The following is a 13,054-nucleotide window of genomic DNA, read 5'->3' on the forward strand; positions in this document are numbered from 1 at the left end:
CCTTAAAATAAACCGAGATAGATGGCGGCCAACAAGCTATACCTTGCGGCTTTGCCTAAAAATATAAGAACCAAACACGGCAGAAATTTCATCCTTAACCATCCTGCCGCTAACATAGCGGGTCACCAATCACTGGTAACCAGCTAAAAAAACAATCCCCAATACCCATATTTGGATAACCACTTCAATGCGGTATGAGCGTGCTTCTCATCTTGGGTTTTATTTGGAATCCACAAACCAAGCCAATAGTTAGTAAGACCGCCAAGGGTATTACCAATGGTGGCAACAATAATGATGGAAGAAACTGAGTATTGGTTTAACGATAAGGTGGCAATCAATCCAGCCTCAGAGCCACCAGGTAATAAAGTGGCGCTGAGAAAGCCTGTCATGAACAACACCCATAATGCGGAGTCAGAAAACCAGAGTGCTAAGTTTTCAAAGGCAGCATTAAATGCCTCTAACATGTCATATCAAGCAAGACCTTGCCTCGCGTCCGCCCCGACTCAACTTGTTTGTGAGCGTCAACAACCTCATTCATCGGATAAACCTGCTGTATTTCAGTTTTCAGCAATCCAACCCCAACCATGTAAAGTAAGGTATCTAATTGCTCACGTTCAGGCTCGACTAACATACCGCTGGCTTCAAAACCCAATAGTTTAGCTTTTTCACAAATCAGCTCTGCGGTAATGGTAGGCACCGTAATGACACGAGCGTTATCAGTCAGACATTTGAGGGCATCTAAAGCAGCATCGCCACCAACAAGATCAATCAAAACATCCACATCTTCAACACGTTCTGACACTGGGGCAAATTGATAGTTCACTGCGTGAGCGCCAAGTGTGGCGAGGTAGTCTAAATTTCGTTCACTACAAGTGGTAAACACTTCTGCTTTCGTCGCTACTGCAATTTGTACCGCTATATGACCAACACCACCCGCACCAGCAAGAATTAAAACGCGGTCACCTTCCGTCACATTGGCTTTGCTTAAGGCTTGAGCCGCCGTTTGCCCAGCTAAGGGTAGCGCCGCTGCTGCTTCTAATGTCACGGTATTCGGTACATGACTCAGCTCCGATTCGGGAACACAAACATACTGACTATAGCCACCACCTCGAACTGGGAAGCCAATAAACCCGGCCACCTCATCACCTTCATTAAAGCGCGATGTCCCCTCTCCACATGACTCGACTTTGCCAGAGATGTCATAACCGGGAACCCAAGGTAAGTTATCTTTGTTTTGCGCGGCAGCCCAGCCGAGTCCTGCTCGTGTTTTTACATCAATAGGATTGACGCCTGAATAAGCCACTTTAACGAGGATTTCCCCTGCTTGGGGCGTCGGCGTTGACGCAGTTTGAATTGCAAGAACTTCCGCATTGCCGAACTCGGTAATCGCTATCTGTTTGTGTTCCATAACCCATTCCCTGACAGAAAACAAAAAGGGATGCGAAAAGCATCCCTTTGACTATAAACCATTTTGTTTGCCGAAGTTAATCGCCAATTTGTAAATTGGTGGATAATTCTCTGTCATTGATTATCAACCAATTTACTCAGGATTACTGACTACCCTACGAGTGCCAGCAAGATACCTGCCGCCACAGCCGAACCTAGTACGCCAGCTACATTTGGTCCCATTGCGTGCATCAGTAGGAAGTTTTGCGGGTTCGCTTCTAGGCCAACCTTGTTCACAACACGTGCCGCCATTGGTACCGCAGAAACCCCAGCCGCACCGATAAGTGGGTTGATGTCTTCTTTCGAGAACTTGTTCAGGAGCTTCGCCATCAGAACACCTGCACCAGTACCGATACTGAAAGCTACTGCACCTAATCCTAAGATACCTAGCGTTTCTATATTCAAGAACTGTTCGGCTTGTAGCTTAGAGCCAACACCAAGACCCAAGAAGATGGTCACGATGTTGATCAGCTCGTTTTGCGCCGTTTTAGATAAGCGATCCACGACGCCTGCTTCACGCATCAAGTTACCCAAACAGAACATACCAACCAAAGGCGTTGCCGAAGGTAAGAACAGAATCGTCATTAGTAGTACAGCAAGTGGGAACAATACTTTCTCCCATTTGCCCACGTGACGAAGCTGAGCCATCTTGATTTGACGCTCTTCTTTGGTTGTTAGAGCTTTCATGATTGGCGGCTGAATGATCGGCACCAAAGCCATGTAGCTGTATGCTGCAACCGCAATCGCGCCAAGCAAATCCGGAGACAGTTTACTCGCTAAGAAGATTGCTGTCGGACCGTCTGCACCACCGATGATCGCGATAGACGATGCATCCGCCATAGAGAACTCCATACCCGGTACATAGTTCAGTAAGATCGCGCCAAATAGCGTCGCAAAAATACCAAACTGTGCCGCAGCACCCAGCCACAAGGTCTTCGGGTTTGCAATCAAAGCACCAAAGTCTGTCATTGCGCCGACACCCATAAAGATCAGCAGCGGGAATACACCCGATTCAATCCCGATGTAGTAAACGTAGTACAGCAAACCGCCCGGATCGGTAAAGCCAGCGTTTGGAATGTTCGCTAAGATGGCACCAAAGCCAATTGGTAATAACAGTAAGGGCTCAAAGCCTTTTTTAATCGCTAAAAACAGCAAGGCACAGCCAACCAGCATCATACAGATTTGGCCAAACTCGAAGTTAGCGATCCCTGTTTCTGACCATAGGGTCATCAATCCGTCCATGATACTCCCTTACGCTAGACTCAACAGTGGCGAACCAACCGTAACGGCATCACCTTCTTTCACGTTCAGTTCTTGAACTACCCCACCACGTGCTGCACGAACTTCAGTTTCCATCTTCATCGCTTCTAAGATAAGGAGAACGTCACCTTCCACAACTTCAGCACCCGGTTGAACATTCACTTTAAAGATGTTGCCCGCAAGAGGGGCTGGCACCGCTTCAGCGGCACTATTTGCAGGTGCGCTCGGCGCTGCAGGTTGAGCAGGTACAGTTGCTGTATTTGGCGTCACAGAAGTTAATTGACCTTGAGGGCCTACCTCCACTGCATACACTTGGCCATCAACGCGCACGCTGTAAGTTTCAACGCCACCAGATACAGGTTGTGCTACAGGTGCAGCAGCAGGCTTCGCAGCTTCTAGCGTTGGGGCTGGTTCGAAGGCATCTGGATTACCACGATTTTTCAGGAACTTCAGGCCAACTTGAGGGAACAGTGCGTAAGTAAGCACATCATCAACACGTTCACTTGCGAGCTTAATACCTTCAGATTGCGCTTTCTCCATTAAATCAACCGTTAAGTTTTCCATTTCTGCTTCAAGTAAATCGGCAGGACGACAAGTAATAGCTTCTTTACCATCCAACACTTTCGCTTGAAGTGCTGTATTAACAGGAGCAGGCGCTGCACCGTATTCACCCTTCAAAACACCAGCGGTTTCTTTGGTGATGCTCTTATAACGCTCACCTGTCAGCACATTGATTACCGCTTGAGTACCAACGATCTGAGACGTCGGTGTTACCAGCGGGATAAAACCAAGATCTTCACGTACACGAGGGATCTCTTCCAGTACCTCATCAATACGATCCGCGGCACCTTGCTCTTTTAGTTGACCTTCCATGTTGGTCAACATGCCACCCGGAACTTGGGCGATCAGAATTCGCGAATCCACACCTTTTAGCTGACCTTCCCACTTAGCGTATTTCTTACGTACTTCACGGAAGTAAGCCGCGATAGGCTCGATTTGGTCGAGTTTCAGATTGGTATCACGCTCTGTGCCTTGCAGCATCGCAACCACTGTCTCAGTAGGCGTATGGCCGTATGTACAACTCATAGACGAAATCGCAGTATCAAGAATATCGATACCCGCTTCCACCGCTTTCACTGCAGTCGCCGTAGAAAGCCCTGTGGTTGCATGGCAGTGAAGCGCAAGAGGCACATCACAAGATGCTTTGATGCGCGTGATCAGCTCTTCTGCTTCGTACGGCTTAAGTAGGCCAGACATGTCTTTAATACACAGAGAGTGGCAACCCAGATCTTCCAGGCGTTTAGCCAGATCAACCCAAGTATCCGTGTTATGCACCGGACTGGTGGTGTAAGACAAGGTACCTTGTGCGTGAGCACCGACATCTACTGCAGCTTTTACCGCCTTTTGGAAGTTACGTACGTCATTCATTGCATCAAAGATGCGGAACACGTCCATACCATTGGCATGAGCACGCTCAACAAACTTCTCTACTACGTCGTCAGCATAATGACGGTATCCTAAAAGGTTTTGACCACGTAGTAGCATTTGCATTGGTGTGTTTGGCATCGCTTTTTTTAATTCGCGTAGGCGCTCCCATGGGTCTTCTCCCAAGAAACGGATACACGCATCAAATGTTGCGCCACCCCAGGTCTCTAAAGACCAGTAACCAACCTTATCTAACTCAGCTGCGATAGGCAGCATATCTTCGATACGCATACGCGTAGCAAACAGGGATTGATGGGCGTCACGAAGGACCACATCAGTGATAGCGAGTGGTTTAGACATGCTCTTAAACTCCTTTTTAATCCTATCTTTCGGCTACTTCGCGACAGAGGCGCGATGTTTATGAATCGCAGCCGAGATCGCCGCCACTACTTGTGGACTAACAGCTGAAGAGGTTGGTTGAATGTTGGTATTTGTTTTCGGTGCTGCGATCGGCGCAGGTACTTCTTCCGGTACCAATTTCGACAATAGCCGAACGAGATAAACTAGAATGGTGAGGAAAATAAATACGACCGCCATCCCTGTTAGCATCAGGGTGGCCGCATCTACTAGCAGGCTTCCTATATTCGTCATGTTGCTTCCTTTCTTTGTCATCCTGACAATGTGCAGGACTCTAATAGCGTCAAATCCCGACCAATGGATTATCTCGATTGGTTAAATTTTGTCAATTTTGTTTAAGGAAGCTTTTAAATAATCTCTAATATTGATTATTTATTCACTACCCAGATCACAAATTACACTAAAATTCACTTCGCTAGTGGGATCGCTCAACATATAACCACACTAAAATAAAGTGTTTATGAAAACTGCGATTGGGATTTCAAAATGAAAAGAGCCTTTAGGAAGAAAGTAAAATAAAAACAGAAAGATAGACTAAATTAACACACCATAAACACCCCGATAACACAAGTTAAACATCAATGATTTCGTTAATGTTTATTGGGAGCTATTGGTAGCGGTTCATCAGTCAGACGATATAGAACACAAACAGAAGCTTCGGAGTGACTATTTAAGCGAAGCAATGCCATTGGATAAAAGAGTCCAGAATCATACGCCGAAACAGGATCTCACAGGGGTAGATAGCGCTAAAACGGTTGAAAGGTGTTGAGTCTCATAGCCAAACATCAGATACAAAAAAGCCCCGCATAAGCGAGGCTTTTTCTAAAGAGTGGCGCGTCCTGGAGGATTCGAACCTCCGACCGCCTGGTTCGTAGCCAGGTACTCTATCCAGCTGAGCTAAGGACGCACAGGTTTCGACATCGGTATTCCCAATATCAGGATATCTACAAAAGAAACCCTAAAGAGTGGCGCGTCCTGGAGGATTCGAACCTCCGACCGCCTGGTTCGTAGCCAGGTACTCTATCCAGCTGAGCTAAGGACGCGCAAGTTTCGATATCGGTATTCCCAATATCAGGATATCTATAAAAGAAACCCTAAAGAGTGGCGCGTCCTGGAGGATTCGAACCTCCGACCGCCTGGTTCGTAGCCAGGTACTCTATCCAGCTGAGCTAAGGACGCGCAAGTTTCGATATCGGTATTCCCAATATCAGGATATCTACAAAAGAACCCCTAAAGAGTGGCGCGTCCTGGAGGATTCGAACCTCCGACCGCCTGGTTCGTAGCCAGGTACTCTATCCAGCTGAGCTAAGGACGCGCAAGTTTCGATATCGGTATTCCCAATATCAGGATATCTATAAAAGAAACCCTAAAGAGTGGCGCGTCCTGGAGGATTCGAACCTCCGACCGCCTGGTTCGTAGCCAGGTACTCTATCCAGCTGAGCTAAGGACGCGCAGTTTTCGATATCGGTGTTACCAATATCAGGAGTTCACAAGGAAACCCTAAAGAGTGGCGCGTCCTGGAGGATTCGAACCTCCGACCGCCTGGTTCGTAGCCAGGTACTCTATCCAGCTGAGCTAAGGACGCGCAGTAATCTTTATTTTACTTTGTATAACCCGTTTATCAAACGAATTATTAAATAGTGGCGCGTCCTGGAGGATTCGAACCTCCGACCGCCTGGTTCGTAGCCAGGTACTCTATCCAGCTGAGCTAAGGACGCGCAGATCTTCTTGCTAGGAAGTTGTGAAGTAAATCACATTCATTTCTTACGAAACAAAAAAAGGCCGTCGGGCCAGTCAATGAATGGCGGTGAAGGAGGGATTCGAACCCTCGATACGGGATAAACCGTATACTCCCTTAGCAGGGGAGCGCCTTCAGCCTCTCGGCCACCTCACCGTTTTCATTGTTATATCTCAAAAGAGATATGGCGCGTCCTGGAGGATTCGAACCTCCGACCGCCTGGTTCGTAGCCAGGTACTCTATCCAGCTGAGCTAAGGACGCACTTTTTGTTGATAAATCAACGTTGCAAGAATGGCGGTGAAGGAGGGATTCGAACCCTCGATACGGGATAAACCGTATACTCCCTTAGCAGGGGAGCGCCTTCAGCCTCTCGGCCACCTCACCGTCTTGCGGAGGCACATATTACGTTTTACCGAAAATATGTCAAACACTTTCTTTGAAAAAAAACGCAAAAATCGCTTAACCGATGCGGATTTAATCAAAGTGACTATTAAACAAACTTTACCACCCTATTATGATGAAAAAAAGAGAGTCTTCTCTTAAAAAATGACATTAATTAGAAACTAAAAAGGCTAGCCCATCGGCTAGCCTTTTTCATTCAAACTAAGCTCTGTAAACAGGAGCGGCTTAGTAGTTACCAGAAGCAACGTTACCATTGCCCTTTTCAGCTTGAATGCGCATGTAGATTTCTTCACGGTGAACAGAAACCTCTTTCGGAGCGTTAACGCCGATACGTACTTGGTTACCTTTAACACCTAGTACAGTTACAGTCACTTCATCACCAATCATCAGTGTTTCGCCTACGCGGCGAGTCAAAATTAGCATTCTTTGCTCCTTGAGTAATCTCTAAATATTCTTGCTACAAAGCTATTATCCAACAAAAGTTATATTTTCGTAAACTACCTTGTGACCGAAAATTAGCCCAAAAAGGCATGTTTTTGCTGAATGTTTACTGCTTCGCTAGATGTGACGTAAGCATCATGAAGAATGTTTGCTGCTGCATCCACACACTCAGGTGGTAAGACCAGCATCATAGTGAGTGCATTCGTTGAGCAGAAATTGATCGCAATATCTTGCTGTGCCAACAATTCGCAGGCGTGGTCAACCATTCCATTGGCTTCAAGCCCCACAGCGGTCAACAGGCTTACAGCCTCACTATTACGGATTTTATCGCTGAACACCAGATCCAACTTGGCACATGCATCTTGTTTTATCATGATACCTGTTCGATCTGTTTCCTCGATCACATTCCAAATGTCGATACCCAACATCTGACATTGCTTTGTAATGCTAGACAAATGTTCGTTGTCGACTTCAATCATGGCAAGGTCACGTTGAATGGCTATACCAGAGACGGCTTTTAAGCCTGCTTCTCCTTTTACCAAACTGCCTTCATTCACATCGAATGTAGAAAGCACGCGCAGCGGTACATTATTCTTCCATGCAAACTGCACAGAAGGGAGATGCAACACTTTCGCTCCACGACTGGCCATTGCTTCCATCGAGGGGAAATCAATCACCGCCATCTTTTGAGCGTTTTTTACTACACGTGGATCACAAGTATAAATACCATCAACGTCGGTAAAGATTTGACACTCATCAGCGCTTAACGCACCAGCCAGTGTCACTGCGCTCGTATCTGAGCCACCTCGACCTAATGTGGTGATATCCCCATTTTCATTCACACCTTGGAAGCCTGCTACGATGACGATTTGGTCTTGCTCAAGTAAATCCATAACCGTAGAAGTATCAATGTGTTTAATCGTCGCGTCATTGTGTTGATTGTCCGTCACAATGTTCGCCTGTGCTCCGGTAAGTGAGCGCGCAGCATAACCCAATTTATTCAGAGTCATTGCCAGCAGTGCCATCGACACTTGCTCACCAGCAGAGAGCAAAACATCAAGTTCTCGAGCCGTAGGAACGCTATCTACTTGTTTAGCTAGGTCCATTAATCGGTTTGTTTCGCCTGACATTGCAGACACAACTACGACAACTTGATTACCATCATTTTTCGCCTTAATGATGTGTTCAGCTACCTGGTGGATTCTCTCAATTGAACCCACCGAGGTTCCGCCAAACTTTTGCACGATAAGGGGCTTTTTCACCAGTCTTCACCTTCCCAAGACCAAAGTCTCATTAGGACCACTCATATTCCACTAGTTGAAATTATATAAGCGGTAGTTACAACAAAAACCAAGCAGCGTAAATGACCTGGTTAAAATACGGTCAATTAAACCACTTGGTTATCATAAAAAATTACGCCCAATCAAAGAACATTGATTGAGCGTAAGATGTGTTTTAAATAATTATAGGCGTTCTTCTAGCCAAGGCTGTACAGTCTGAATCGCCGCAGGTAGCGCCGCAACATCGGTACCACCTGCTTGAGCCATATCTGGACGACCACCACCTTTACCGCCAACTTGCTCAGCAACCATCTTAACTAGGTCGCCCGCTTTTACTTTGCCGATAAGGTCTTTGGTTACACCTGCAATCAGACCGATCTTGTCATCGTTCACGTTTGCAAGAAGGATAACGCCGCTACCTACTTGGTTTTTGATGTCATCAACCATAGTACGTAGGTTCTTGTTATCTGCGCCTTCTAGAGCTGCAATCAGTACTTTAGTACCGTTGATATCCTGAACTTTACCCATGATGTTCGCGCTTTCTGCTGCTGCCATCTTGTCTTTCAGTTTTTGGATTTCTTTCTCTAGAGATTTCGCTTTCTGTGCTGATTCAGCCAGTTTCTCTTCGTACTTAGCCGCTTGAGCTTCGATTGCGTCTAGCGCACCTTCACCCGTTACCGCTTCGATACGGCGGATACCTGCTGCGATACCACCTTCAGATGTGATCTTGAATAGACCGATGTCACCAGTGCTTGAAGCGTGGATACCACCACAAAGCTCAGTCGAGAAGTCGCCCATAGACAGTACGCGTACTTCGTCGTCGTACTTCTCACCGAACAATGCCATTGCGCCTTTCTTCTTCGCAGACTCAATGTCCATCACGTTGGTTTCAATCACGTGGTTACGACGAATTTGCGCGTTGACTAGACGCTCAACTTCTTTTAATTCAGCTGCAGTTACTGCTTCTAGGTGTGAGAAGTCGAAACGTAGACCATCAGCCTTCACTAGTGAGCCTTTCTGAGTAACATGCTCACCAAGCAATTGGCGTAGCGCTGCGTGTAGCAAGTGCGTTGCTGAGTGGTTTAGAGAGATAGCTGCGCGACGCTCGGCGTCAACGATAGTTGCTACTTCGTCACCTTTCGCTAGCACACCTTCAGCCATCACACCGTGGTGCGCGATTGCGTTGCCTAGCTTCTGAGTGTCTTCAACACGGAATACACCAGACTCAGTGCGGATTTCACCAGCGTCACCACATTGACCGCCTGACTCAGCGTAGAATGGCGTTTCACCAAGTACGATGATTGCTTTATCGCCTGCAGATAGTGATTCAACTTCGTTACCTTCAACGAACATCGCTGCTACAGAGCTAGAGCCTTTAGTACCTGTGTAACCACAGAATTCTGTTTGCGTATCAACTTTAATTGCTGCGTTGTAGTCAGTACCGAAGTTACCAGCTTCACGCGCACGTTGACGCTGCTCTTCCATCGCTTTCTCAAAACCTTCTTCGTCGATTGCGAACTCACGTTCACGTGCAACGTCGTTAGTTAAGTCAGCTGGGAAGCCGTAGGTATCGTAAAGTTTAAATACGGTTTCGCCGTCTAGTACTTTACCGTCCGTTCCTTGCGAAGAAATGTTATCTAATGCTTCGTTTAGAATCGCCATACCACGTTCAAGTGTACGACCGAAGTTTTCTTCTTCGATACGCAATACTTTTTCAACCACAGCTTGTTGACGCTTCAGCTCTTCGCCAGCCGTACCCATGATGTCAGCTAGTACACCAACCAATTTGTGGAAGAATGCACCTTGTGCGCCCAGCTTGTTACCGTGACGAACTGCACGACGGATAATGCGACGTAGAACGTAACCACGACCTTCGTTTGAAGGCATCACGCCATCAACGATCAGGAATGAACATGAACGGATGTGGTCGGCGATAACGCGTAGAGATTGGTTCGATAGGTCTTCGTAACCGATCACTTCAGCAGCTGCTTTGATAAGAGCTTGGAATACATCGATTTCGTAGTTTGAGTGAACGCCCTGCATGATTGCAGAGATACGCTCGATACCCATCCCCGTATCTACCGATGGTTTTGGTAGCGGTTCCATAGTGCCGTCTGCTTGACGGTTGAACTGCATGAATACGTTGTTCCAGATCTCGATGAAACGGTCACCATCTTCTTCAGGCGTGCCAGGACGGCCACCCCAAATGTGCTCACCGTGATCGTAGAAGATTTCAGTACATGGACCACAAGGACCCGTGTCACCCATTTGCCAGAAGTTGTCTGACTCAAATGGCTTACCACCTTTCTTGTCGCCAATGCGGATAATGCGGTCTGCTGGAACGCCTACTTTCTTGTTCCAGATATCGAATGCTTCGTCATCTGTCTCGTAAACCGTTACTAGTAGACGGTCTGCTGGCAGCTTAAGAGTTTCAGTTAGAAATTCCCATGCGAAAGCAATCGCGTCTTCTTTGAAGTAATCGCCAAAGCTGAAGTTGCCTAGCATTTCAAAGAATGTGTGGTGACGAGCAGTGAAGCCAACGTTTTCCAGGTCGTTGTGTTTACCACCAGCACGTACACAACGTTGAGCCGTAGTCGCTCGAGTGTAGGCTCGCTTTTCTAAGCCTAAGAAACAATCTTTAAATTGGTTCATACCCGCGTTTGTGAACAGCAGGGTTGGGTCGTTATGTGGAACTAACGATGAACTTTCTACGATTTGGTGTCCTTTGCTCTCAAAGAACTTGAGGAACGCGTTACGAACCTCATCAGTGCTCATGTACATGCAGCTCTTCCTGAAAATAGTCGAGTTAGAATTTTGCCGTATTGTAGATCATGCAATCAGCTACGACTAGTTTTCTTACGGAAAAGAGGGGGTAGAAGAAAAAATTTGAAGCAAAACAAAAATCAGCGTGAACCATTCACCGCTAATCTTCGTCCTCAAAGCTCAGCGCATAGCTGATTTGGTCAAAACTGTAGCCACGATATTGCAGAAATCGCACCTGTTTAGCGTACTCTTTCTGGTCTTTGGCTTTTATTCCTTTGAATTTCTTCTCTGCAGCCATTCTTGCCAGTTCAAACCAGTCTTGTGGCTCTTCTGCCATCGCCATATCAATGATGGATTCTGCGACACGCTTTTGGTTCAATTCTTGACGAATGCGGCGCTCACCGTGACCTTTGTAAACATGCTGGCGCACTTGGCTTTTTGCATAACGCAGATCATCCAAATAATTATGGTCGAGACAAAAATTAATGGCCGCTTCGATGTCTGCTTCTTCATAACCTTTTAGAGCTAACTTTTGGTATAACTCGTATTGCCCATGATCTCGACGGCTTAATAATTGGATAGCCGCTTCTTTGCTGGATAAGGTAGGCGCTTGACGCTTTTGGTACATGGTGATCCTAAAACTATTTTTGCTGTACAGGCTCTATAACAATCGTAGTAAACAACCGCTCACTCTAGCTTACTGACGCGCTAGTTCTGATCGCTTACCTACTCTAATTGATATTAATCTGCCCTTTGTTTTTTCGGTTTTGATTTCAGCAGATACAACAAAGCCCCGCATAGCAGGGCTTTGTTCAATATGATTCAATCAGAAGATTAAAACTCTTCTTCTTGCTCTGATTTTTCACCCGATTCTGGTGCTTCAGGTAGTGCTGGTGAAAGTAGCATTTCACGCAGTTTAGCATCGATAGTTTTACCGATTTCTGGGTTTTCGCGTAGGTAGTTACAAGCGTTTGCTTTACCTTGGCCGATCTTGTCGCCTTGGTAGCTGTACCATGCACCCGCTTTTTCAACTAGCTTGTGCTTCACGCCTAGGTCAATCAGTTCGCCTTCGCGGTTGAAACCTTGGCCGTACATGATTTGCGTGTTTGCTTCTTTAAACGGTGCAGCAATCTTGTTCTTAACAACTTTGATGCGCGTTTCGTTACCTACTACTTCGTCACCTTCTTTGATTGCGCCAGTACGACGGATATCTAGACGAACAGAAGCGTAGAACTTAAGTGCGTTACCACCAGTTGTTGTTTCTGGGTTACCGAACATCACACCAATCTTCATACGGATTTGGTTGATGAAGATACACATACAGTTGGATTGCTTTAGGTTACCCGTTAGCTTGCGCATCGCTTGAGAAAGCATACGAGCTTGAAGACCCATGTGGCTATCGCCCATTTCGCCTTCGATTTCTGCTTTTGGTGTTAGTGCTGCAACTGAGTCGACAACCATAACGTCGATAGCACCAGAACGTGCAAGTGCGTCACAGATTTCTAGCGCTTGCTCACCTGTGTCTGGCTGAGAAACCAATAGTGCATCGATATCAACGCCAAGTTTCTTCGCGTATACAGGATCTAGAGCATGCTCTGCATCGATAAACGCACAAGTTTTGCCTTCACGTTGTGCAGCAGCAATCAGCTCAAGAGTTAGCGTTGTTTTACCTGAAGATTCTGGACCGTAGATTTCTACGATACGACCCATTGGTAGACCACCAGCACCCAAAGCGATATCAAGAGAAAGAGAACCCGTTGAGATGGTTTCTACGTCCATTGCGCGGTTATCACCAAGGCGCATGATAGAGCCTTTACCGAATTGCTTTTCAATTTGACCTAGCGCAGCGGCGAGCGCTTTCTGTTTGTTCTCGTCCATTAC

Annotated in this window: 9 protein-coding genes, 10 tRNA genes and 1 pseudogene; all 20 read right to left on the reverse strand. The window is 46.6% G+C overall.

Going from position 1 to position 13,054, the window contains the following annotated elements; all coding sequences use genetic code 11:
• Window positions 1–2 precede the first annotated feature (2 nt).
• A pseudogene (locus KHO06_RS13865) lies at window positions 3–464 on the reverse strand (YqaA family protein).
• Window positions 458–1,408, reverse strand: a complete 951-nt coding sequence (locus KHO06_RS13870; protein ID WP_212581765.1) for an NADP-dependent oxidoreductase — start codon at window positions 1,406–1,408, stop codon at window positions 458–460. The pseudogene KHO06_RS13865 and the gene KHO06_RS13870 overlap by 7 nt, the downstream one beginning before the upstream one ends.
• 149 nt (window positions 1,409–1,557) lie before the next feature.
• The gene (locus tag KHO06_RS13875) at window positions 1,558–2,688 is read right to left on the reverse strand and encodes a sodium ion-translocating decarboxylase subunit beta (RefSeq protein ID WP_005426644.1); all 1,131 of its coding nucleotides are present in this window, start codon (window positions 2,686–2,688) and stop codon (window positions 1,558–1,560) included.
• 9 nt (window positions 2,689–2,697) lie between these two features.
• Window positions 2,698–4,491 (reverse strand): sodium-extruding oxaloacetate decarboxylase subunit alpha, encoded by a 1,794-nt coding sequence (gene oadA, locus KHO06_RS13880; RefSeq protein ID WP_045369847.1) that lies wholly within the window; start codon window positions 4,489–4,491, stop codon window positions 2,698–2,700.
• Window positions 4,492–4,524: 33 nt separating this feature from the next.
• Window positions 4,525–4,782 (reverse strand): oxaloacetate decarboxylase subunit gamma, encoded by a 258-nt coding sequence (locus KHO06_RS13885; protein WP_005426641.1) that lies wholly within the window; start codon window positions 4,780–4,782, stop codon window positions 4,525–4,527.
• A 596-nt stretch (window positions 4,783–5,378) separates the two neighbouring features.
• Window positions 5,379–5,455 (reverse strand) — tRNA-Arg (locus tag KHO06_RS13890).
• A 59-nt stretch (window positions 5,456–5,514) separates the two neighbouring features.
• Window positions 5,515–5,591: transfer RNA gene (locus tag KHO06_RS13895), tRNA-Arg, on the reverse strand.
• A 59-nt stretch (window positions 5,592–5,650) separates the two neighbouring features.
• Window positions 5,651–5,727: transfer RNA gene (locus KHO06_RS13900), tRNA-Arg, on the reverse strand.
• Window positions 5,728–5,786: 59 nt separating this feature from the next.
• A tRNA-Arg gene (locus KHO06_RS13905) sits at window positions 5,787–5,863 on the reverse strand.
• A 59-nt stretch (window positions 5,864–5,922) separates the two neighbouring features.
• Window positions 5,923–5,999, reverse strand: a tRNA-Arg gene (locus KHO06_RS13910).
• A 57-nt stretch (window positions 6,000–6,056) separates the two neighbouring features.
• Window positions 6,057–6,133 (reverse strand) — tRNA-Arg (locus KHO06_RS13915).
• Window positions 6,134–6,189: 56 nt separating this feature from the next.
• Window positions 6,190–6,266, reverse strand: a tRNA-Arg gene (locus KHO06_RS13920).
• Window positions 6,267–6,350: 84 nt separating this feature from the next.
• Window positions 6,351–6,442: transfer RNA gene (locus KHO06_RS13925), tRNA-Ser, on the reverse strand.
• A gap of 29 nt (window positions 6,443–6,471) precedes the next feature.
• Window positions 6,472–6,548: transfer RNA gene (locus KHO06_RS13930), tRNA-Arg, on the reverse strand.
• Window positions 6,549–6,579: 31 nt separating this feature from the next.
• Window positions 6,580–6,671 (reverse strand) — tRNA-Ser (locus KHO06_RS13935).
• A gap of 243 nt (window positions 6,672–6,914) precedes the next feature.
• Window positions 6,915–7,112, reverse strand: coding sequence for a carbon storage regulator CsrA (gene csrA, locus KHO06_RS13940; protein ID WP_004415691.1), 198 nt, complete (start codon window positions 7,110–7,112; stop codon window positions 6,915–6,917).
• A 92-nt stretch (window positions 7,113–7,204) separates the two neighbouring features.
• Complete coding sequence (locus tag KHO06_RS13945; RefSeq protein ID WP_005425356.1) at window positions 7,205–8,392, reverse strand: aspartate kinase; 1,188 nt, start codon at window positions 8,390–8,392, stop codon at window positions 7,205–7,207.
• Between the two features lie 201 nt (window positions 8,393–8,593).
• Complete coding sequence (gene alaS / locus KHO06_RS13950; RefSeq protein ID WP_050919026.1) at window positions 8,594–11,191, reverse strand: alanine--tRNA ligase; 2,598 nt, start codon at window positions 11,189–11,191, stop codon at window positions 8,594–8,596.
• 142 nt (window positions 11,192–11,333) lie between these two features.
• Window positions 11,334–11,801 carry a recombination regulator RecX gene (gene recX, locus KHO06_RS13955; protein WP_005425358.1) on the reverse strand — a complete coding sequence of 156 codons (468 nt, stop codon included), beginning with the start codon at window positions 11,799–11,801 and terminating at the stop codon, window positions 11,334–11,336.
• Between the two features lie 206 nt (window positions 11,802–12,007).
• Window positions 12,008–13,051 (reverse strand): recombinase RecA, encoded by a 1,044-nt coding sequence (gene recA / locus KHO06_RS13960; protein ID WP_005425359.1) that lies wholly within the window; start codon window positions 13,049–13,051, stop codon window positions 12,008–12,010.
• Between the last annotated feature and the right edge of the window lie 3 nt (window positions 13,052–13,054).

It is taken from the genome of Vibrio sp. B1FIG11, from assembly GCF_905175335.1.
Taxonomy (GTDB): Bacteria; Pseudomonadota; Gammaproteobacteria; order Enterobacterales; family Vibrionaceae; genus Vibrio; species Vibrio campbellii.